Origin of the sequence: Dietzia sp. PP-33, from assembly GCF_033790845.1 — a bacterium.
In the GTDB taxonomy this organism is placed as follows: domain Bacteria; phylum Actinomycetota; class Actinomycetes; order Mycobacteriales; family Mycobacteriaceae; genus Dietzia.
Genome location: NZ_JAMYEI010000002.1, coordinates 61,725 through 82,529, shown reverse-complemented (window position 1 = coordinate 82,529; position 20,805 = coordinate 61,725). Strand labels below are relative to the sequence as shown.

23 protein-coding genes and 1 riboswitch are annotated in these 20,805 nt (G+C 69.2%); of the genes, 11 read left to right on the top strand and 12 right to left on the bottom strand.

The window, feature by feature from the left end:
* The first annotated feature begins 150 nt into the window (after positions 1 to 150).
* From NJE57_RS04510 to NJE57_RS04490, 5 genes are all read left to right on the top strand, one after another.
* Complete coding sequence (locus NJE57_RS04510) at positions 151 to 1,788, top strand: ThiF family adenylyltransferase (protein ID WP_319027207.1); 1,638 nt, start codon at positions 151 to 153, stop codon at positions 1,786 to 1,788.
* A 637-nt stretch (positions 1,789 to 2,425) separates the two neighbouring features.
* On the top strand, positions 2,426 to 3,364 hold the full coding sequence (locus tag NJE57_RS04505) for a hypothetical protein (protein WP_319027206.1): 939 nt from the start codon (positions 2,426 to 2,428) through the stop codon (positions 3,362 to 3,364).
* Positions 3,365 to 3,377: 13 nt separating this feature from the next.
* Positions 3,378 to 3,584, top strand: a complete 207-nt coding sequence (locus tag NJE57_RS04500; RefSeq protein WP_319027205.1) for a helix-turn-helix domain-containing protein — start codon at positions 3,378 to 3,380, stop codon at positions 3,582 to 3,584.
* A gap of 17 nt (positions 3,585 to 3,601) precedes the next feature.
* Positions 3,602 to 4,012: a hypothetical protein gene (locus tag NJE57_RS04495; RefSeq protein ID WP_319027204.1), complete on the top strand. Its 411-nt coding sequence runs from the start codon at positions 3,602 to 3,604 to the stop codon at positions 4,010 to 4,012.
* Entirely contained in the window at positions 4,009 to 4,269 is a 261-nt protein-coding gene (locus tag NJE57_RS04490; RefSeq protein ID WP_319027203.1) for a hypothetical protein, read from the top strand. The genes NJE57_RS04495 and NJE57_RS04490 overlap by 4 nt, the downstream gene beginning before the upstream one ends.
* A gap of 190 nt (positions 4,270 to 4,459) precedes the next feature.
* On the opposite strand, the gene thiC is transcribed toward NJE57_RS04490, so the two are convergent.
* Complete coding sequence (thiC, locus tag NJE57_RS04485) at positions 4,460 to 6,169, bottom strand: phosphomethylpyrimidine synthase ThiC (RefSeq protein ID WP_319027202.1); 1,710 nt, start codon at positions 6,167 to 6,169, stop codon at positions 4,460 to 4,462.
* A riboswitch (TPP riboswitch) is annotated at positions 6,165 to 6,279 on the bottom strand. It overlaps the preceding gene by 5 nt.
* A gap of 73 nt (positions 6,280 to 6,352) precedes the next feature.
* Here thiC and NJE57_RS04480 point away from each other — a divergent pair.
* Genes NJE57_RS04480 through NJE57_RS04470 form a run of 3 tightly spaced genes read left to right on the top strand, consistent with a single transcriptional unit; the run spans position 6,353 to position 8,292 of the window.
* The gene (locus NJE57_RS04480) at positions 6,353 to 6,649 is read left to right on the top strand and encodes a GNAT family N-acetyltransferase (protein WP_179523462.1); all 297 of its coding nucleotides are present in this window, start codon (positions 6,353 to 6,355) and stop codon (positions 6,647 to 6,649) included.
* Between the two features lie 5 nt (positions 6,650 to 6,654).
* Entirely contained in the window at positions 6,655 to 7,794 is a 1,140-nt protein-coding gene (locus NJE57_RS04475; protein ID WP_319027201.1) for a winged helix DNA-binding domain-containing protein, read from the top strand.
* 60 nt (positions 7,795 to 7,854) lie between these two features.
* On the top strand, positions 7,855 to 8,292 hold the full coding sequence (locus NJE57_RS04470; RefSeq protein ID WP_319027200.1) for a CD225/dispanin family protein: 438 nt from the start codon (positions 7,855 to 7,857) through the stop codon (positions 8,290 to 8,292).
* A 22-nt stretch (positions 8,293 to 8,314) separates the two neighbouring features.
* Here NJE57_RS04470 and NJE57_RS04465 read toward each other — a convergent pair whose 3' ends face one another.
* The 5 genes from NJE57_RS04465 to NJE57_RS04445 all read right to left on the bottom strand — a co-directional run bounded on the left by NJE57_RS04465 (position 8,315) and on the right by NJE57_RS04445 (position 12,350).
* Positions 8,315 to 8,731, bottom strand: coding sequence for a CoA-binding protein (locus NJE57_RS04465; RefSeq protein ID WP_319027199.1), 417 nt, complete (start codon positions 8,729 to 8,731; stop codon positions 8,315 to 8,317).
* A gap of 89 nt (positions 8,732 to 8,820) precedes the next feature.
* Positions 8,821 to 9,714, bottom strand: coding sequence for a polyphosphate kinase 2 (ppk2, locus tag NJE57_RS04460; RefSeq protein WP_319027198.1), 894 nt, complete (start codon positions 9,712 to 9,714; stop codon positions 8,821 to 8,823).
* Between the two features lie 24 nt (positions 9,715 to 9,738).
* The gene (locus NJE57_RS04455; protein WP_319027197.1) at positions 9,739 to 10,539 is read right to left on the bottom strand and encodes an exodeoxyribonuclease III; all 801 of its coding nucleotides are present in this window, start codon (positions 10,537 to 10,539) and stop codon (positions 9,739 to 9,741) included.
* 13 nt (positions 10,540 to 10,552) lie between these two features.
* Positions 10,553 to 11,665, bottom strand: coding sequence for a GNAT family N-acetyltransferase (locus NJE57_RS04450; RefSeq protein ID WP_319027196.1), 1,113 nt, complete (start codon positions 11,663 to 11,665; stop codon positions 10,553 to 10,555).
* Entirely contained in the window at positions 11,658 to 12,350 is a 693-nt protein-coding gene (locus NJE57_RS04445) for a peptide deformylase (RefSeq protein WP_319027195.1), read from the bottom strand. Before NJE57_RS04445 ends, NJE57_RS04450 begins: the two co-directional genes overlap by 8 nt.
* A 120-nt stretch (positions 12,351 to 12,470) precedes the next feature.
* On the opposite strand from NJE57_RS04445, the gene NJE57_RS04440 reads away from it, so the two are divergent.
* The 3 genes from NJE57_RS04440 (at position 12,471) to NJE57_RS04430 (ending at position 13,948) form a co-directional block, all read left to right on the top strand.
* Positions 12,471 to 12,806 carry a DUF3263 domain-containing protein gene (locus tag NJE57_RS04440; RefSeq protein WP_319027194.1) on the top strand — a complete coding sequence of 112 codons (336 nt, stop codon included), beginning with the start codon at positions 12,471 to 12,473 and terminating at the stop codon, positions 12,804 to 12,806.
* Between the two features lie 15 nt (positions 12,807 to 12,821).
* Positions 12,822 to 13,535: a LytR C-terminal domain-containing protein gene (locus NJE57_RS04435; RefSeq protein ID WP_319027193.1), complete on the top strand. Its 714-nt coding sequence runs from the start codon at positions 12,822 to 12,824 to the stop codon at positions 13,533 to 13,535.
* Between the two features lie 89 nt (positions 13,536 to 13,624).
* On the top strand, positions 13,625 to 13,948 hold the full coding sequence (locus tag NJE57_RS04430) for a hypothetical protein (RefSeq protein WP_319027192.1): 324 nt from the start codon (positions 13,625 to 13,627) through the stop codon (positions 13,946 to 13,948).
* 285 nt (positions 13,949 to 14,233) lie between these two features.
* Here the strand turns inward: NJE57_RS04430 and NJE57_RS04425 are convergent, their stop codons facing one another.
* From NJE57_RS04425 to NJE57_RS04400, 6 genes are read right to left on the bottom strand one after another with little or no spacing between them, the layout of a single operon-like run.
* Positions 14,234 to 14,602 (bottom strand): cation:proton antiporter, encoded by a 369-nt coding sequence (locus NJE57_RS04425; protein WP_319027191.1) that lies wholly within the window; start codon positions 14,600 to 14,602, stop codon positions 14,234 to 14,236.
* Positions 14,599 to 14,895 carry a monovalent cation/H+ antiporter complex subunit F gene (locus tag NJE57_RS04420; RefSeq protein ID WP_319027190.1) on the bottom strand — a complete coding sequence of 99 codons (297 nt, stop codon included), beginning with the start codon at positions 14,893 to 14,895 and terminating at the stop codon, positions 14,599 to 14,601. The genes NJE57_RS04425 and NJE57_RS04420 overlap by 4 nt, the downstream gene beginning before the upstream one ends.
* A complete protein-coding gene (locus NJE57_RS04415) occupies positions 14,892 to 15,485 on the bottom strand; it encodes a Na+/H+ antiporter subunit E (RefSeq protein ID WP_319027189.1) in 594 nt (197 codons plus the stop codon). Before NJE57_RS04415 ends, NJE57_RS04420 begins: the two co-directional genes overlap by 4 nt.
* Before the next feature lie 13 nt (positions 15,486 to 15,498).
* Positions 15,499 to 17,124: a Na+/H+ antiporter subunit D gene (locus NJE57_RS04410; protein ID WP_319027188.1), complete on the bottom strand. Its 1,626-nt coding sequence runs from the start codon at positions 17,122 to 17,124 to the stop codon at positions 15,499 to 15,501.
* The gene (locus NJE57_RS04405) at positions 17,121 to 17,744 is read right to left on the bottom strand and encodes a Na(+)/H(+) antiporter subunit C (protein ID WP_319027187.1); all 624 of its coding nucleotides are present in this window, start codon (positions 17,742 to 17,744) and stop codon (positions 17,121 to 17,123) included. Before NJE57_RS04405 ends, NJE57_RS04410 begins: the two co-directional genes overlap by 4 nt.
* The gene (locus NJE57_RS04400) at positions 17,741 to 20,797 is read right to left on the bottom strand and encodes a Na+/H+ antiporter subunit A (RefSeq protein WP_319027186.1); all 3,057 of its coding nucleotides are present in this window, start codon (positions 20,795 to 20,797) and stop codon (positions 17,741 to 17,743) included. The genes NJE57_RS04405 and NJE57_RS04400 overlap by 4 nt, the downstream gene beginning before the upstream one ends.
* Positions 20,798 to 20,805 lie beyond the last annotated feature (8 nt).

Below are 20,805 nucleotides of genomic sequence, written 5' to 3'. Positions count from 1 at the left end.
CCTCATCACCGAGGCTCCCGCGCCCATCCAGTACGCGCAGCCTGCTCCCCGTCAAGCTCCACGCCCCGCGTCGGCATACGAACCGATGCATGTTCATCCCTCTCGGCCAACCGGCCTGAGAGGCCTGTTCTCGAACCGGAGGAACAATCAATGAAGCGCACACGACACTCTAAGTCGGCGCGGCGGCCGATTTTCCGCGCTCCCGAGCGCCGTCTACCACAACCCGCCGCGGACGCGACGGGGCAGCAGATTCTCCCGTTGGATCCGTGGCAGCTGAATAAGCCCGCCCCGCTTGTGTTCACCGCGCCGGTGTGGCGAAGTCTCGAGAGCACGATCGGCGCGGCGTCGGCCGAGACAGGCGGGCCGCTTGGCGGCACCCGCGGGTCAGGGGTCATCGAAGAGTTCTACCCCGATGAGACATCGGACCGCACGGCCGTCACCTACTACCCCGACTTCCAGGCGGTGAACACTCTGCTGCGCGACACGTGGAACCCCGCCGGGGTCAACCTGCTCGGCTTCGCCCACAGCCACCCGCGTGGTTCGCTTCGCCCCTCGCGCCCCGACCTCGAGTACAGCGCTAGGATCATGCAGGGTATCCCGGAACTCGATCAGTTTGCGCTTCCGATCCTGCAGACGGTGCCTGACACAGGGAGATTCTCCGTCTGTGGCTACGCCTCCGTCCGGAAGAGCGGCGGCACCGAACTGGTGGATCTGGACGTGCATGTCCTGCCTGACGTTCCGTGCCAGTTCGCGCCGAACCTTGCCTTCCAGCGAGTGAACGGCGCGTACGATCTGCACGCTATGGCTCGCGCCCGGATCGTCGCCGTCGGCTGCGGTGGCAGCGCGGCCTTCCTTGAGGACATGGCTCGCGCCGGAACTGGCGAGTTCGTGCTCGTCGATGACGACATCGTCGAGATGCCGAACCTCGCGACCCAGCAGACTTACCTCAGTGCCATCGGGAGCCCGAAGGTGGAGGCGATCGCGAAGCGTCTAGCCGACATCAACCCCGACGTGCGGGTGTGGACCGTGCAGGCGAATCTCGAAGCACTCAGCGATGCCGCAGTCCGTCGGCTCGCGGTCGGATGGCTCCCGGGCTCTATCTACCCCTGCCCGGCTGCGAGTGTGCTCTGCGCCTTCACCGACAGCTTCGACGCGCAGGCCCGGGTACATCGCCTCGGCCTGCATCTGGGCGTGCCGGTCGTGGGTGGGATCGTGTACGCGGAAGGACGCGGAGTCGAGGTAACGTTCGCGGCCAGCGGCGCGACCCGAGCATGCATCCGGTGCGCGCAGAGCTCCCGCTACGCGGCTTACCTCGATCATGGGTACAAGAACGATGTCGGTTCAGCGGGCGCACCCATCTGGGCGACCTCGCGGCTAAATGCGCTCAAGCTCCCGATCGTGCTCGGGCTTCTGCACACACAGTCCAGGGTCGCTGACGCGGAGCACCCGGCAACACGGCGATACCGTCGACTGTTGTCCTCGTTCCAGGACCGGAACCTCGTCCTGGCGAGTCTGGACCCTGACATCCACGAAACCCTCGGACTGCGGCAATTCGCAGTAGGACAGAGTGAAGGCGAGGACGTAGTCAGCGGAAGCGATCCCGAGACGGTCCTCTGGCGAACCCCAACACCGGACGACGGCGAGGACGGTGGTGACCGCTGCCCGGACTGCGGCGGTACCGGCGACCTCTCCAACAGCATGGGACGGTTCACCTCGACCGTGCCGATGCCGAGGAGCTTCGGCGAGCACCGCTATAGCGAGCCGGTCAAGAAGCACGTAAATACGTAAGCCGACACAAGGGCTTGTCAAGCGCGCTCACCTTGGGCGAAGAATGGAGAAGAAAAGATGGCAGTCACAGCATCCACCGCCCGGACTGGAGAGTACACCGAACCCCACAAATGCCGCGGTTGCGAACGCGCATTCTGGGGAAAGCGATCCTGGAACGGCGTCACCGTCACCTGCCCGCACTGCAAGACCCGCAACTGAGTCAATATGCTGGTGGCCGCGACGACGCACGTGACGTCGTCGTGGCCACCGGTTTGTGCCGTCCTGGTACGAAGTACCGGATAGTGCATCCCACATTCAGGCCAGGCGCCCAAAGGGTCACAGCGGTTCAGTCCAAGGTGGGGTCAAGGCCGCACAGTGTATCCAGCGGCTGCCGAGCTCGCTCACGTGACTCACTGGTCAACGCCGAATGTGGGCCCCCGATCAGCGACCTCACGCCTCTGGCATGAACCAGCACCGAGAATGTCACAACACGACCTCCACCCGCCGGTGTTGCACCGAGCACTGGAATCCGCCCTGCGAGGTCACCAGCCTCATCGCAACAACCAAGGGCGCCCCACCAGTAAGGGCTCCCTGCCGCGATCGGTTCGCCGTCACAGGCCTCTCGCAGCGGGGAGTCCGCCCCATCGACAGGAACCCCATGGACATCCCCTGCGAGCGGGAGACGGCCCTGCTCACCTCTTTCGCCTCCCCACCCAAGGGGTCGCGTCCGGTCGACAGCCGCGGCGAACTGATCACCAACCTGCCGTGGGTCTGGTCCTCCGAGCGCACCCCGTCCGCGGCGATGACCGCCACCCAGGCTGAGCGTGTCGAGGGACGCCAGCCCTACCGGCCCGTCGGATACATCTACCTCGTGGCAGTCGGCGACACCCCGACCATCTACCGGTCCGGATACACCACCGACCCCCGCAGTCGCCTGGCCGACTACCGCAAGAACACCGGGACATTCTCGTACCCCACCGGGAGCGTCGGGCCGCGGGAGTACTTATCGGCCTGCATAGTGGCCACCCAGACCACCGAGACCACCGCCCAGAGGCTGCTGCCCCGCTCGGCGTTGTGGAGGGGAATCTCGCGGAACGCGGCCTCTGACCCCCTCGCCGCCGAGAACGGCTTCGGTGCCTCGATGACCGCCCGGCGCGACTGGGCCGGGGCTCGTATCCGCGCATCGTCGGTCCGGACCCTGGAGCGAGCACGCGGCGTCGGGGGGTTCCATCCTTCGCGTTACCTCGACCTGGAGCCGGTCGAGACAATGACAGGTATCCCCGCAGCCGTGCTCCGGGGAACGGCCGTCCCGGTCATCTCCGCCGACTGGCTCCGGCGATGGATGCCAGTGCACCCCCAGACCACCGTCTGCGGCGTCGTGGATGGCATCGCGGACGAGTGGCTGACCCTCGGCGATCCCACCGAGTTGCTCTCCGCCCCGGTGCCGGCCGGACCGGTGGCCACCGCGGGGGCGCTAATGACGGCTGGGCTCGTCACCGATGCAGTGGTGTCAGGGCTTCGCGCTTCACTGATAGCTGATGCTCGCGCCCTCGGCACCGACATCCGGGGTTACGACTCCGATCACCTCACCACCTGAAAGGGCAGAACACATGACCACGAGAACGGAGAACTCCGAGTTCCTCACGGTGCCGCAGGCGGCGCGCGAAAAGGGCATCGGTGCGACCTCGCTTCGGGCGTGGATCTACGCCGGGCACCTCAAGACCACGCGCACCGGCCGCCAGGGCTGGCACCGGATCCGCCGCAGCGACCTGGACGCATTCCTCTCACGGCCCGAGCTGCCGAGGTGTTCATCATGAGGGGACAGGGAAACCGCATGTCAAGCATGACCAACGAGGGGACAGACCACATGCTCAAAAATCTCGACCACGATCAGAGGTTTCTCCGCGCGGTCAGTCTCTCTGGCTCGGATGGAACCGCGATCGCGGCGATCGTCATGCGCGGTGGGCTTCCGATGATCAGCCTCGGCGGGTCGTTTGGGTCGGTCACCCTCACCGCCGCGCAGACCGCCGCGCTCAGCGACCAGCTCCGGGAGTGGGCGACACTAACCGCCGAGGCGGAGGCGCTCACCGCGCAGGATCGGTATTCAGCCGAGTGCGCCTCGGAGGACGCCGCGGTGCTCCGCCGCGGGATCGCCCAGCGGGTCGAGCGGATGATCGCGCCCGAGTCCGGGAAGGTCTATCGGCCTACGGCCGCCGAGGTCGGACGGCGGGTGCTTCACCCATGATCTTCGAGTACCTCGATGAGAACACCGCCGCAGAGTCATACGAAGAGCTGCACGCCGCGATCGAGTTCGTGCTCGAACTCATGGAGAGCCGCGGCCTGTGTCCCTGCTGCGCCGATGAGGCCCTGAGGGACGTGCGCTTCCAGTTCCAGGCTGCGGTCCTGCACCCGCTCTACATCAGAGGAGACGTCGCTGACCTGGCGCAGCGGTTCGCAGACATGGAGGTCTGTCAGGTGACGAAAGCTCTCGCGCACCCCTAGGGTCAGACCACGGTGGATGATCGAATGCGAAATGCGGGAGGGACGCACGCACAACAAGCCCCCGGCCTACTGGTCGGGGGCTTGTTGTTTATGCGCTTGGTGTCACTGTGGTGTCACGAGCCGTTTTCGGGGCCTTCGAGGGGCGTCAGGGACGTGTCAGGTTTCTCGCGTCCCGGGGTCTGTTTAGGCATCAGGATCGCACCTCGGACACCGGGAGGTAGACCCGACTTTCACCTGCCCTGAACTGGTCAGATGCATCCTTCATGCCCTTCTCGATAGCCTCTATAGTGGTCAGTCCGTGCTCCTCGGCATAGGCCCGTATGTCCTGCGAGATCCGCATCGAGCAGAACTTGGGTCCGCACATCGAGCAGAAGTGGGCGGTCTTGGCCGGCTCGGCGGGCAGCGTCGCATCGTGGTAGGCCAACGCGGTGTCCGGGTCGAGGGCCAGTGCGAACTGGTCCCGCCAGCGGAACTCGAACCGTGCGGTGCTGAGTGCGTCGTCCCTGGCCTGCGCGCCCGGGTGGCCCTTGGCCAGGTCCGCCGAGTGCGCGGCGATCTTGTAGGTGATCACGCCGGTCTTGACGTCGTCGCGGTCCGGAAGGCCAAGGTGTTCCTTCGGGGTGACGTAGCAGAGCATCGCCGTGCCGGCCTCGGCGATCCTCGCGGCCCCGATGGCGGAGGTGATGTGGTCGTAGCCCGGCGCGATATCCGTGGCCAGCGGCCCGAGCGTGTAGAACGGCGCCTCCTCGCACCACTCCTCCTCGAGTCGCACGTTCTCGACGATCAGGTGCATCGGCACGTGTCCCGGGCCCTCGATCATCACCTGGACGCCGTGGCGCTTGGCGATCGTGGTGAGTTCACCCAGTGTGCGGAGCTCGGCGAACTGCGCCTCGTCGTTCGCGTCGGCGATAGATCCCGGACGGAGCCCGTCCCCGAGGGAGAAGGTCACGTCGTAGCGCGCGAGGATCTCGCACAGCTCGACGAAGTGGGTGTAGAGGAACGACTCGCGGTGGTGCGCCAGGCACCACGCCGCCATGATCGAGCCTCCGCGCGAGACGATCCCGGTGACGCGCTTGGCGGCGAGCGGGACGTACCGCAGGAGCACGCCCGCGTGGACGGTCATGTAGTCCACGCCCTGCTCGCACTGCTCGATGACGGTGTCCCGGTAGAGTTCCCAGGTCAGTGCGGTCGGATCGCCGCCCACCTTCTCCAGTGCCTGGTAGATCGGCACGGTCCCCACGGGGACGGGGGAGTTCCGCATGATCCACTCGCGGGTCTCGTGGATGTCCCGCCCGGTGGACAGATCCATGATGGTGTCCGCGCCCCACCGGGAGGCCCACACCATCTTCTCGACCTCCTCCGCGATCGAGCTGGTGACCGCGGAGTTGCCGATGTTGGCGTTGATCTTGGTCACAAAGCGCTTGCCGATGATCATCGGTTCGCTCTCCGGATGGCGGTGATTGGCGGGGATGACCGCACGACCGGCGGCCACCTCTGCTCGCACCACCTCGACGTCGATCCCCTCGCGCGCGGCGATGAAGCGCATCTCCGGGGTGATCAGACCCGCTCGGGCCCAGGCCAGCTGGGTGCGCACCGAGGTGGAGTCCTCCGTCGAGGCGGGGACGGCATCTGGATGGGACCAGCCCTCGCGCGTGGGCGGCAGCCCCACGGCGAGGTCGTGGCACGCCTGCGCGTCGGGGTACTCCGTGTACGGGCCGGAGGTGTCATAGACATCGAACGTCGTGTCGTTGGTCAATGCGATCCGGCGGACGGGCACGCGCAGGGTGCTGCCCTCCGCGGGGACCTCGAGGTAGGACTTGCTGCTGGAATGGATGGGACCGCAGGTCACGGCCTCGATCGAGGTGGTGTCTGCGCTGGTGGTGGACGTGTTTCTGCCCATGATGTTCACTGCTCCCTACGCCGGCATGACCCGGACAGGTTCGACGGTCGACGACCCGGCTGGTCGTCCTCTCAGCCCGCGCTCCGATGCGGACTCCCGTGTGGATGAGTATGGAATTGTGCGGGGCGAGCGTACCCCGGCGAGTAGCATCAGGGGTGGAACACACCCTGCCGAAGGAGTCCCATGTCCCGAGTAGAGTCACTGGTGTTGGTCCACAACACCGATAGAGACCGGTTCGAGTTGTGGGACGGCGAGACGTTCATGGGCCTGGTGGGGTACGAGAAGGACGGCGAGGTCTACATCCTTCTCCACACCGTCATCGAGGAGCACTTCGGTCAGCAGGGCATCGCCCGCCTCCTGGTCAGTCTGGTCCTCACCCGCATGCGTCTGGACGGGAACAAGATCCGCCCGGTGTGCAGCTACGTCCGCCGCTTCCTCATCCGCTTCCCCGAGTACCAACTCCTCGTCGCCCCCCGCTGACGTCGGTGGGACAGGCCCCGAGCCCCACTCCGATCACCCGCCGCGATCTCGCCCGCCTTCGCCTGGCCTCCCAGCGGCTCGTGGGAGAGCGCTGCACCTCGCCCGCCGAGGCGGTGCGATGGATGGCGTGCATGCAGGGACAGGACCTGCCCGGCGTGCTCGAGTCGGTCGCGCTGCGCTCACTCGGCCCGGCCGGCCGGCCCGCCACGATCAGCGAGGTCCGCGACGCTCTCGCCGACGGCTCCGTGGTCCGCTCGTGGCCCATGCGCGGCACTCTTCACCTCGTGCCCGGCGAGGATCTCGGGTGGATGGTCCGGTTGGCCGCGGGGCGGTCGCGCTCCACTCACATCGCGCGGCTCGCCGCGCTCGGGGTCGACGACGACGAGATCGACCGCGCCCAGCGGGTCCTCATGGAGGAGATCGCAGGGACACGTGTCCGCACCCGTGCCCAGCTGCAGGATCGCTGGATGATGGAGGGGATCGACGTCTCCGGCGGACGCGGCTATTACCTGCTGTACCTCTTCGTCGTCGACGGGCTCGTCAGCCAGGTCGACGGCGAGGGGGGCGACGGCAGGGGATCCGACGTCGTCGTACACGGCTTCGCTCATCACGAGCGCTGGCTGGCAGCGCACGGGGTCGCGCCGCGCACTCCCACCCGCGAGCACGCCGTGGCGGAGTGGCTCGAGAGGTTCCTGCGTTCGCACGGACCCGCGCGCGCCGAGGACTTCCGGCGCTGGACCAGCCTCCCGTTGCGAGATGTCCGCCCCGCTCTGGAGACCGTGTCCGAGCGACTCGAGGCGGTCTCGTTCGACGGCGCCACCTACTGGATGGACCCGGGCGCGCCCGATCGGCTCGCCGCGGCGGGCCGTTCCGCGGACTCCGTGCTCCTGCTGCCGGGCTTCGACGAGTACCTTCTCGGCTACGGCGACCGGTCCCATGCGGTGGCTCTCGATCACGCCCGGTTGATCGTTCCCGGCAACAACGGTGTGTTCCGGCGGACGGTGGTGCACAGGAGCAGCGTGATCGCCACGTGGAGAATAGTGGGATCGGGGGCGCGTCGTCGCATCGAGACCACCCCGTTCGCGCCGCTGTCCGGGGTGCAGTCGACGGGGATCGGCCGGGCGTTCCGCAGACATCCCCACTGACGGGGTGCACCCGCCGCGAGGCGGCCCCGGAGGACCTCGCTCCGGGGATACGATTCGGTCATGACGACCCCGAACTATCCCGGTTCCTCTTCCGACTCCCCGTACGGGGCGGGCCCATCGAACGGACAGGAGTCCGGCTATTGGCAGGACTCGTCCTACGGGCAGAGCACGCCCTCGTACGGCCAGAACGCCGCCTACGGCGCTCAGGACACCGCGGCGTTCACCGGCTCCTCCGTGTCCGCCCGGCCCGGCCCACCGTCGAACGTCGGGTGGGCGGTGGCCTCGATCGTGTGTTTCTGGCCGCTGGCGTTCGTCGCCATGACCCGCGCGCTGGACGTCTACCCGCTATGGGCGGCAGGCCGACACGCCGAGGCTGAGGCCGCGAGCGCCTCCGCCAAGAGACTCGGGGTCATCTCGATCGCCATCGTCGCGGCGCTCGTCGCGCTCTACGTCGTGTTCATCTTCGTGATGGTCGGCCTGGCCTCCAGCGGATTCTAGGCCCGGCGGGGGCCCGCCGACCTCAGACCAACCCCAGGCGCGGCGCCTCGATCGCGGGGCACGTGTCCATCACCACGTCGAGTCCCGCGTCCTCGGCCCGCCGTGCCGCGTCCTCGTCGATCACGCCCTGCTGCAGCCAGACGGCCTTCGCCCCCCGGGCGATGGCCTCGTCCACCACGCCACCCGCGAGCTGCGAGTTGACGAAGACGTCCACGACGTCGATCTCGCCGGGCACCGACGCCAGATCCGGGTACCCCTGCTGACCGTGCACCGTCTCCGCCTTCGGGTGGACCGGCACGATCTCGTGGCCGAGGTCCCTGACGTACGCTGCGATCCCGTACGCGGTACGCCCCGTGTTCGCGGACAGGCCCACCACGGCCCACCGGCCCTTCTCCGCGAGTAGGCGTGTGATGACGGTCGGATCATTCGTGTGGCTCATACCCAGTGCAATGCATGGCGTCGCGCAGACATTCCCCACCAGCACTCAGATCTCCGTGGGATCAGCCCGCCGGAATCCTTGCTCGGAGTTCAGTCCCCGACGGCGTCCTTGCCGCGGCGGACGATCTTCGGGTCCGGGTCGAACACCACCTGCGGGTCCTTCTCGGGGTAGTCGAACTGGTTGAGGAAGTGACGCATCGCGTTGATGCGGGCCCGCTTCTTGTCGTTGGACTTGATGGTGGTCCAGGGCGCCCAGTCGGTGTCGGTGCGCCGGAACATCGCCTCCTTCGCGGCGGTGTACTTGTCCCACTTGTCCAGCGACTCCAGGTCCATGGGGGAGAGCTTCCACCGGCGGACCGGGTCCAGCTGCCGGATCGCGAAGCGGGTCTTCTGCTCCTCCCGGGTGACGGAGAACCAGAACTTGGTCAACCCGATGCCGGAATCCACGAGCATCTTCTCGAACATGGGCGCCTGCTCCATGAACGACTCGTACTGCGCGTCCGTGCAGAACCCCATCACCCGCTCGACGCCGGCCCGGTTGTACCAGGACCGGTCGAACATCACGAGCTCGCTACGGGTGGGCAGATGGCTGACATAGCGCTGGAAATACCACTGGTACAGCTCGGTCTCGGTGGGCTTGATCAGCGCCACCACCCGGGACTGGCGCACGTTGATGTACTCGGTGAACCGCTTGATGGTGCCGCCCTTGCCGGCTGCGTCCCGGCCCTCGAACACGATCACGTGCCGGTGACCCGATTCGGCCTGCCAGTTCTGGAACTTGAGCAGTTCGATCTGCAGCAGGTACTTCTCCACCTCGTACTGGTTGCGGTCCATCCGGTGGTCGTACGGGTAGTTCTCGCGCCAGGTGTCCACGGCCCGGCCGTTGATGTCGATCAGGTCGGGGTCCTCGCCCTGGTCGTCGCGGACGGTGAAGCCCTCGGCGCGCAGGCGGTCGATGTAATGACGGAGTTGGAAGGTGGACATCGGTGGGGACTCCAGGTGGCGGTGTCAGGCGAGGTCGACGACGACGGGGGCGTGATCAGAGGCGCCCTTGCCCTTGCGTTCCTCGCGGTCGATGAAGGCGCCCGTCACGCGCGCCGCCAGCTCCGGCGAATGGAGCTGGAAGTCGATGCGCATGCCCTGCTTCTTGGGAAAGCGCAGCTGGGTGTAGTCCCAGTAGGTGTAGACACCCGGCCCGGGGGTGTACTCGCGGGTCACCTCACGGAAACCCGCGTCGTCGAAGGCGGCGAAGGCCCGGCGCTCGGGCTCCGATACGTGGGTCTTGCCGGTGAAGACCTCCATGTCCCAGACGTCGTCGTCGTGCGGCGCCACGTTCCAGTCGCCCACCAGGGCCAGCTTCGCTGCCGGGTCGGCGGCCAGTTCGGCGGCCGCGTGGTCGCGCAACCGGGCCAGCCACTCGAGCTTGTACGTGTAGTGCGGGTCCGCCAGCTCGCGGCCGTTGGGCACGTAGAGGCTGTAGACGCGGACGCCGTCACACACCGCCGAGATGGCGCGCGCCTCCGGGTCCTGCGTGACCTCGGGGTCCTTGTGAAAGCCCGGCATGTCGTCGAAGCCCAGCCGGACGTCGTCGAGTCCGACCCGCGAGGCCACGGCGACGCCGTTCCACTGGCTCAGCCCGTGGTGGGCGACCTCGTACCCGATCTCCGCGAACGCCTCGTGCGGGAACTGCTCGTCCTTGCACTTGGTCTCCTGCATCGCCAGGACGTCGACGTCCGAGCGTTCCAGCCAGGCCACGACGCGGTCCCGTCGAGCCCTGATCGAGTTCACATTCCAGGTGGCCAGGCGCATGGCCCGCAGTCTATTACCCGCGTGCGGTCCCCGCGGAGCGCGGAGTCGAACCCTCGACGACGACGAGGTGACGCAGCGAATGGTGCGGGGCCAGCCCGAGCTTGGCCCACAGGCCGCGACCGGCGACGTTGTCCGCGAACACGTGGAGGTGACACTCCTGCGCGCCCAGCGACAGTCCCCACTCGACCAGCGCGCCGGTGACCACCTCGGCGAGCCCGCGGCGGCGGTGGGCGTCCGCGGTCTGTACGGACGAGACCGCGATCCGGGGCGTCCCGTCGGGCCCCGAGGTCACGGCGCCCCGGGCGATCGCGGCCAGCTCGCCGCCCTCGACGTACCTCGCGAACACCACGTGACCGCCGGGCCCGGGCTCGCCGCTGTCCGGTCCCTCACCGATCAGACCCGCGGTGGCGAGCATCGCGGGCCGGACCCGGTCGGGGTCCAGACCGGCGGTGGCGTGGTAGAGCGCCAACCAGTCGTCGTCCGGGTAGTCGGCCAGCACCACCTCGGAGCGGGAGACTGTGGGGACCTCCGCGTCCACGGCGGCGAGCAGTTCGCGGCTGTCCGCGGTGCACAGGAGGAGCTCGCGGTCGGCACTCACCCGCGCGGGATCGACCGGCTCCCCGTCCAGCATCATCCGGCCGGCGTCGACCAACCGGTCCACGGCCACCAGTCGCAACGGCAGGCCGCGGTCCGCGTACCACTCCCGGACGCCGTCGAGCTCGGTGCAGCTGGCCCACGGCAGCACCGGCACCGCCGAGTCACCGCGGTAGGACCAGTCGTCGCCAGCCCGGCAGAACCAGCCGTCGACCAGCTCGTACTCGGTCCCCGGCCACGCCAGCGCGCCCGCGTACTCGTGCTCCCGGATGTCGCGGGCCCGGACCGGCCGGGCGGGGAGCACCTTGAGCACGGCGATGTCGGCGTCGGGGATCCGCACCTCCTCGCCCGACTGCCGGCGGACCACCAGTTCGGGCTCCAGCTCCGTCACGTGCCCGATGACGTCGGTGTACAGGTGACTGCTCTGTCCCGCCTCCAGGTGGCGACGCACGACCACCCGCTCGCCCACCTCCACCCGTCTGCCGGCGTTCCACCGGGACCGGTCGGCCAGACCCCGGTCCTGCTCAGCCATGGAAGGGCACGGCCTCGTCGTCGTCGTTCCCGTCCGGCCCGTCCCACCCGTCCTCGTCTTCCTCGTCGGCGAACGGGTCCGGGTCGGTGGTCGGGTCCCAGCTCAGGCCGGGCACGCCCCACCCGGCGTCGCGGATGTGGCGCTTGGCGGCCTTGCGGTTCCGGCCGATGAGGTGGTCGGTGTAGAGGTATCCGTCCAGGTGGCCGACCTCGTGCTGCAGGCACCGCGCGAACAGGCCGTAGCCCTCCACCGAGACGGGCTCGCCGTTCTCGTCGGTGCCGGTCACGCGCGCCCACCAGGCGCGTCCCCGCGGGAAGTTCACCCCGGGGACGGACAGGCAGCCCTCGAGGTCGTCCTCCGGGTCCGGCATGGTCTCCGGGATCTCGGAGGTCTCCAGAACCGGGTTGACGATGCAGCCCCGTCGGTTGAGCCAGCCGCCGCGGGCCTCGACGTCCTCGCGGGAGACGCCCTCGCCGTCCTCGGTGTCCAGGTCGGGGCAGTCGTAGACGAACACGCGCTTGCGCACCCCCACCTGGTTGGCGGCCAGGCCCACGCCGTTGGCGGCGTCCATGGTGTCGAAGAGATCCTGCACTAGTCCGCGCAGCTCCTCCGGGGACTCCGTGACGGGTGCGGTGGGGGCGTGGAGGGCGGGATCGCCGAGGATGACGATGGGCAGGACGGCCATGGCAGGAGATCCTAGTGCGCGCCTGGCAGAGTGTCGGATCCGTGTGGTTCACTACGGGGGAATCACAACCGTGTGATCCGGACACCCGCCCGGTACACCGACTCCTCAGGAGGCGCGCGCATGGGTCGAGCAGCAACCGCGGCACGCGAGGTGCAGGTCGAGGCCGAGAAGCAGGACGCCGCCCACCTGCACGCCGCCGACCCCGTCCTCTCCGACCGGGACCAGGCCATGCTCGAGTTCGAGCGGCAGTGGTGGAAGTTCGCCGGCTCCAAGGAGGAGGCGATCCGGCAGAAGTTCGACATGTCCGGCACCCGCTACTTCCAGATCCTCAACGACCTCATCGACCGCCCCGAGGCGCTGGCCGCGGACCCGCTGCTCGTCAAGCGTCTGCGCCGCATGCGCAGCAGCCGTCAGAAGGCACGCGCGGCGCGCAACCTGGGAATGCGTCTCGACTGACCTACACTCACCGGCGTGAGCACCCAGTCCGAGACCTCGCAGTACGACCCCTCCGGCCCGGGCGCGCCCGGTGGCGGACCCGGAGGCGGCCCCGACCCGGACGAGCCGACCGGCCCCCCGTACCGGGCCATCGCGATGGTCCTGCTGGCCGCGGTCGTCCTGGCGATCGGCATCGGACTCGTCCAGCTGTTCGGCGGGGACGACGAGACTCCGACCGCGACCGATGAGGAGACCTCGCAGGTCGAGCAGACCGAGCAGCAGGGCCGGGGCGACGAGCAGGGCCGGGTGGATGAGTCGGGCCAGCCCGGCGACGCCCCCGCCGGCCAGGACCCCCAGGGCGCCCCCGACGGTCAGGCCGCCACCGGTGCGCCCGGCCAGCCCGCGCAGCAGCCCACCGGTCAACCTCCGGCGGGCGAGCCCGGTGCCGCGCCCGCCGTGACCGCGGTGCCCGTGCAGGTGTTCAACAACAGCAACGTCACCGGACTCGCCGGCCGGACAGGGGAAGCCCTCCGCGAGTCCGGCTTCGCCGTCGGTGATGTGGCGAACCTGCCCTCGAACCAGCCGGTCGTGGCGGAGTCGACCGTGTACTTCGGGAACGGCGCCGGTGAGCAGCAGGCCGCCCGGGCCATCGCCGACCAGCTGGGCATCCCCGCCCTGCCGCGACCCGCGGACCTGGAGGTCCAGGCCCCCGGCGTGATCGTGATCGTCACCCAGGACCTGAACCGCTGACGCCCGGGGATATGATGAGCCCACGCACCCCGCCCCGCGGGACCCGTGCTCACAGCGCCCTGCAGCTTTCCGAGATCGAAGGAGCCCTCATGGCCCCGCGTCAGACCGCCCGCCGCCTCCTGGTCGCGGTTCCCGCACTCGCCCTCGCATTCGCGGTGACCGCGTGCACCCCGCCCAACGAGGAGCCGGCCGACCCCGACGCCCCCTACACGCTGCCCACCTACACCGGTGACGCCGAGGCCGAGGAGTCCGCCGACGAGGTCGAGGGCGAGATGGCGGGCGCCGAGGGAGAGGTCGGCGAGGGCGAGGCCATGGGGGACGAGGGTGCCGCTACCGTCACCACCACGGTCGTCGTGGAGGTCCCCGCCGGGGAGCCGGGCCAGAACGTTCCCGCCGCTCCGCCGGCACCCTGATCCCGCAGTAGCCGGCGCCCCCACCGGGGACGCGACCCCGGCACTCCCGCGCCGCGCAGCCCGCACGAGCCCCGCCCCCCGCTGAGGGAGGTGGGGCTCGATTCGTCCGCTGCCCGCTGCCCGCTGCCCGCCGCCCGCCGCCCGTCTGCCGCCCGCCGCCCGCTGCCCGTCCGCTGCCCGCCTACAGCCGCTCCCGGGGATGCACTCGCGCGTGTACCGCGGTGCGCGCGTGAGTACATGGGGAGGGGCGGCTGCGGTCCGGGCGTACATCCGCGGGAGCGGATGCTAGGGCGTGTTCTTGCGGTTGGCCTCGCTCGCCTGGAATTTCTCCAGGACCGGTGCTTCGTGGGTGATGGTGCCGTCCTCGACACTCTCGTGATAGGCCAGGTTGCCGACGCGGTTGGCGATCACGGGCGCGGTGCACACGGCCACGATCCCGGCCAGCAGGAGCATCCCCAGGTCGATGTGGGGGAAGATCCGGACGCTCGCGCCGAACAGTACGAGTACCAGGCCCAGCACCTGCGGTTTGGCGGCCGGGTGCATCCGGCTGAGGGTGTCGCGGAAGCGCACCAGGCCGATGGCGCTGGCCAGGGTGAGCAGGGCTCCGGCGAGGACGAACAGCGCGGAGACGATTTCTCTGAGGTCGTCGGTCATAGGAGGGCCTCCTCGTGGGACAGTCCCTTGGTGTCGTTGACGCGGAACCGGGCCACGGTCACCGATCCGAGGAAGGCGACGAGCGCGAGCGCCACGAGTGCGGCCGCGGCGGTGGTGTCCTTGGTCCAGGCGATGTAGACGCCCACGCCGGACTGGGCGATCGCGGCCAGCATGTCCAGGGAGATCATCCTGTCGAGGGTGTTTGGCCCGCCGATCAGGCGGATCATGGTGGTGAACAGCGCCAGCGTCAGTGCGACCACCGCCGCGCTCCACAAGAGCAGGGACAGACTCATCGGGGCTCCTCGGTGTCCGGGACGCGGCCGCGGTATTCCTCGGCCGGGGCGCAGTAGTGCTCGGGGCTGGGCTTCCAGTCCTCGGGTCGTTCGAAGGCCCGCTGGTACAACTGCTCCACGTGTGCGGTCTGGCGCCGGAACTTCTCCACCGCCTCGGGACTGCTGGTGTCCAGGACGTGGACGTAGACGTACCTGGCGGCGGGGTCGACGCGCACGACGATCCCGCCGGGCATGAGGTTGAGGGTGTTGACGGCCAGGGCCAGGGTGAAGTCCGACCTCAGCCGCATCGGGGCCCTGAGTACCGCCGAACGGGGTGGGGCCTTGGGGCGGACGGACAGCCACGCCACGGCGAGCGACGAACGCACGAGATAGTAGGCCACCACGATCACCAGCCATGCCGTGGACACCGGCCGGACCAGGCCCTCGACGGGCACGCGGGGCAGCGGGAGCAGCACCATCACGAGGATCGCCACGATCACACCGGCCACGATGGTGCCGATCTCGACCGGGCCCCATAGCATGACCCAGGCGATCGTCAGCCACAGCATCATGAACAGGCGGGATCCTAGTACCCGGGGCTCGAGCCGCATCCTCCGGATCATGTCAGCGCACCCCCGTCACGGAGTCGACGTAGCGTTCGGGCGTGGAGTCCGCGGGGACGGTATCGAGGTAGTCGCTGCGCTGCATCAGGCTGTCGGCGGCCCGGTCGGTGACCCCGAGCAGCGGGCCGGCGAACACGGTCATCAGCAGGGAGACCACGATGAGGGCCATGGTGGGCGCGAGCATGCTCAGCGGCATCCGGCCCACCTCCTCGCGCTCGTCGAACTCCACGTACTCGTCGGAGGGCAGCAGCGCCAGCGGCTTGGCCAGGGCCAGCGCCCCCTCCGGGGCGTCGGCACGGGGCCGCCAGAACGCCTTGGACCACACGCGGACCACGACGTAGAGCGTCAACAGACTGGTCACCATGGCCCCGGCGATGAGGACCCACATGAGCGGGCCTCCGACCTCGGCGCCGGCCTGCACCACCGCGAGTTTCCCGATGAAGCCGGAGAACGGCGGGATCCCGCCGAGGTTGAGGGCGGGGATGAGGAAGACGACGGCGAGGACCGGGCTCGCGACGGCCAGTGACCCCAGGCGGCGCAGGGAGGACGACCCGGCCTGCCGTTCGATCAGTCCGACCACCAGGAACAGGGTGGTCTGCACGATGATGTGGTGGCCGACGTAGTAGATGGCCGCGCTGAGCCCGTACCCGGTCGACAGGGCGATGCCGAAGATCATGTACCCGATGTGGCTGACCAGCGTGAAGGACAGTATTCGTTTGATGTCCGACTGTGCGATCGCGCCGAGTATCCCGACGACCATCGTGAGCAACCCGGCCACCAGCAGGACGCCGTCCATGGAGCCGCCGGGGAAGACCAGGGTGTGGAAGCGGATGATCGCGTAGACGCCGACCTTGGTCAGCAGTCCCGCGAAGACGGCGGTCACGGGGGCGGGCGCGGTGGGGTAGGAGTCGGGCAGCCAGGTGGAGAGCGGGAAGACGGCGGCCTTGATGCCGAACGCCACCAGGAAGACGGCGAAGATCGTGTTCCGCAGTCCGTCCGGGACCTCGGCCATCCGTACGGACAGTTGTGCCAGGTTGAGCGTGCCCGTGGCCGAGTAGGTCAGCGCGATCCCCAGCAGGAACACCATCGAGGACACCATCGACACGACGGTGTAGGAGACCCCTGCGCGGACCCGCTCCTGGCTGGCGCCCAGCGTGAGCAGGACGTAGGACGCCGCCAACAGCATCTCGAACCCGACGAACAGGTTGAACAGGTCGCCGGCGATGAACGCCGCGTTCAGTCCCGCGGCCAGCGCCAGATAGGTGGGCAGGAAGATCGAGGTGGGCTGGTCGCCGTCGCCGTCGCGCACACCCTGACCGACGGCGTAGATGATCACCGTCAACAGCACGACGGCCGACACGCAGAGCATGAGCGCGCTCAACCGGTCCGCGATCAACGTGATCCCCACGGGCGCGTCCCAGCCGCCGACCTGCACCGTGTGGACGCCGTGCTGGTCGGTGAGGACCAGCAGGACCCCCGCGATCACGAGCACCACGGTCAGGGTGATGATCGTGATGATGTTCTGTACGCGGGGTCGGCGGGAGACCACCAGACACAGGGCCGCGGCGAGCAGCGGGATCAGGACGACGGACGGGATGAGGTAGCCGAACAGCTCGGGGGGGATCATCGATGGTCCTCCTCGCCGTTGCCGGGCCCGCCGTCGTCGGGGTTCTTCTTCCCCCGGCGCGCGCGCCCTCCGGTCTCGGTGGGTGCACGGGACCTGGTCTGCGCACGGGCCTCGGCCTCGGCCTCTGCTTCCGTCTCGGCCTCCGCCTCCTCGAGGTCTTCGTCGTCGTAGTCGACGTGGTCACCGAGCTCGGTGGGTTGACCCGTGGCGTGGTCGTCGGACAGGTCGCGGTCGGGAGCGGACCAGGCGTCCGCGGGCGAGCGCTTGGCGATCTTGGTGTCCTCGGCGTCGTCGGCCACCTCGTCGGCGGTGGTGAACTGGTAGGAGCGGTAGGCCAGCGCCAGGATGAAGGCCCCGACGCCGGCGGTGATGACGATCGCGGTGAGGATCATCCCGTGGGTCAGCGCGTCCGAGTCGGCGGCGGCCTCCGGGCCCCGGGCGCGGCCCCGGATGGGCGGGCTGCCGGGTGGCCCCCCCGCGGCCAGGATGAGCAGGTTGATGCCGTTGGAGAAGATCATGATCCCGAGCAGGATCTTGATGATCGCGCGCTCCAGCAGCAGGTAGACGCCGGTCGCGCAGAGGATCCCGGCGAGCAGGAGCAGTCCGAAGTCCGCGGTCATGGCGTCCTCCCGCCGGTGGTGCCCCGGTTCTCGGCGGCCTCCGGGCGTGCGGCGCGACGGGCGGCGCGGTACTCGGCGAGGTCGGACCGCGCGCCGTCCGCGTCCACGCCCGCGACGCTGCGCAGCGCGGCCGTGGACGGCAGCGCGGTGGCGTCCACGTAGACGGCGCGGAGCTCGTCGAGGTCCTCGGTGTCCAGGTCGAGTCGGGCACCGAGGCTGCGGAGGATGTCCAGGACGAGTCCGACGACGATGAGGTACACACCCGCGTCGAAGAGCAGCGCCGTGACGAACTTGACCTCGCCGAACACGGGGAGCGTGGCCTCGAACGTCGCGCTCGACAGGGCGGGTGCCCCGAGGAACATGGAGGCGGTCGCGGTGCCGGCGGCCAGCAGGAGCCCGACGCCGAGGATCCGGCCCGCGTCCACCGGGATGGCCTCACCGAGTTCGTAGCGCCCGCCCGCGAGGTAGCGCAGTACCAGGGCCAGTCCCGCGACGAGGCCGCCGGCGAATCCGCCTCCGGGGTTGTTGTGTCCGGCGAAGAAGAAGAAGAGGCTCAGGACCATCATCGTGGGGAAGACGAGCCTGGTGGTGACCTCGAGGACCAGCGACCGGGCGCGCGGGTCGCGCACCGTGGCGCCCACGAGCCAGCGGCCGGGGGTGGCTCCCGGTGCGTCGATGACGATCCGGGCGGCCTCGACGCCCCGCCGGCCGGAGCGGGTCTTGTCGACGTCGGCCAGTCGCGGACCGGAACCGTAGCGGCGGTTGCGGAACACGAGGCTGGCCACGCCCGTGGCCGCGACCAGCAGGACGGTGATCTCGCCGAGGGTGTCCCATGCGCGGATGTCGACCAGGGTGACGTTAACCGCGTTAGCGCCGTTGCCGATCTCGTAGGCGATGTCGGGGAACACGGTGGACACGGCGGGGTCCTGCCGCGCGTTGATCGCGTAGGCGCCGGTGACCACCACGAGCAGGCCCACCCCGATCCCGAGCCAGGCCCGCACTCTGCGGAAACCGTTCGAGAGCGGGACCTCGGCGGGCATCGTCCGGAGGACCAGGACGAAGGCGACCATGAGGAGCGTCTCGACCAGTGACTGAGTGAGTGCGAGGTCCGGTGCGCCGTGGAAGGCGAAGATCACCGCGAGCCCGTATCCGGTGACCGACATGCAGATCACCGCGGCGAGGCGGTTGCGCAGGACCGTGGCGGCCACGGCGGCCAGGGCCATGGGGATCATGACGATGAGCACGACCGGGTTCGCGGACAGCTCCATCCGCAGGCCCTCGCGGGTGCCGGCCAGGAGCGAGACGAACGGGAACACCACCAGTGTCACCAGGATGATTCCGAGGGTCAGCGGGAGTGAACCGCGCTGGATGCTCGCGGTCAGGCGCAGCGAGAGGACGTCGAAGAACTTCAGGACCGCGTCGTAGATGCGGTCGGCGTTGCCGAGTGCCGGCGACTCGAACTGCATCCTCTCGACCGTCCGCTGCGCCACGTACAGCAGCGCGCCCAGCACGTAGACCACGAGGGTGAGCGCGAGCGGGACGCCGATCCCGTGCCACAGACCCAGGTGGTAGTCCTCCCCGCCGCGCCACGGACTGCCGGGCGGGAACGCGGCGTCGACGTACCGGGCCACCTGGATCTCGACCGGCGCGTTCCACAGTCCCAGTACCAATCCGGACGCCGCGAGGACGGCGGGGACGGAGAGGAACAACGCACCCGCGGGGCGGGAGGCGGCGACGGCGGTGCTGATGCCGCCGGGGAAGGACCGCTTGGACCGGAACGCGCCCATGACCAGGCGCGCGGTGTAGGAGAAGGTGAGGACGGACCCCGCCACGAGCCCCGCGGTGACGACCAACGACGGCATCCCGTGCAGTCTCTCCTCGGACAGGACCGTGGCGAACGCCGCCTCCTTGCCGACGAACCCGAGGAAGGGCGGGAGCCCGGCCATCGAGGCGGCGGCCAGGGTGAACACGAGCGCGAGGGCGGGGCGTCGGCGACCCAGCCCCGACAGCTCCCGGATCTCGCGGGTGCCGGTGGTCTTGTCGATCACGCCGACGGACATGAACAGCGCCGACTTGAACAGGGAGTGCGCCAGCAGCATGGTCAGTCCGGCGAGCATCGTGTCGCGCGAGCCGATCCCCACCAGGACGAGGAGGAAGCCCAGTTGACTGACGGTGCCGAACGCCAGCACGAGTTTGAGATCGGTCTCGCGCAGGGCACGCCACCCGGCCATCAGTAGCGACACCAGGCCCAGCACGATGAGCGGGAGTTGCCAGGTTGACGAGCCCGACAGTCCGGGGGTCATGGCCGCGACGAGGAAGACTCCCGCCTTGACCATGGCCGCGGAGTGCAGGTACGCGCTCACCGGGGTCGGGGCCGACATGGCGCCGGGGAGCCAGAAGTGCAGCGGGGCGATGGCGGATTTGCTGCCCGCTCCGACGATCACCAGGACCAGCGCCCAGTGGACGAGGGTCCCGGACGGCGGCTCCGCGACGACGTCGCTGATCAGGTAGGACCCGGCGGCCTGGCCGAGGATGACCAGCCCGACGAGCATCGCCAGTCCGCCGAGGGTGGTCACGAGCAGCGCCTGGGTGGCCGCGCGCCGGGCGGAGGCCCGCGCCGCGTAGTGGCCGACGAGCAGGAAGCTCAGGACGGAGGTGATCTCCCAGAAGATGTAGAGGAGGATCATGTTGTCGGCCACCACCAGGCCGAACATGACACCGGCGAAGGCCACGAGCTCTGCGGCGAACAGGTGCAGCCGGGGTTCGTCGTCCTTGAAGTACCACGTGCAGTAGACCAGGACGAGTGCACCCACACCGAGCGCGATGAGGGCCAGCAGCGCGGACAGCGCGTTCATCCGCAGATCCACCGCGAGGTGGATGCCGGGCGCCCACTGGATCGATTCGGTGGGGACGCGGTCGAGATTGGCGGCCACCCACACCGCGCCCGCCGCGGGTACCAGGGCCAGGGCGAGGAAGGCGCGTCGGCCGAACCGCAACACCAGCGGGATCGCGATCAGGGCGGCCGCGGCGTGGGCTGCGAGGATCGCGATCACCGGCGGCT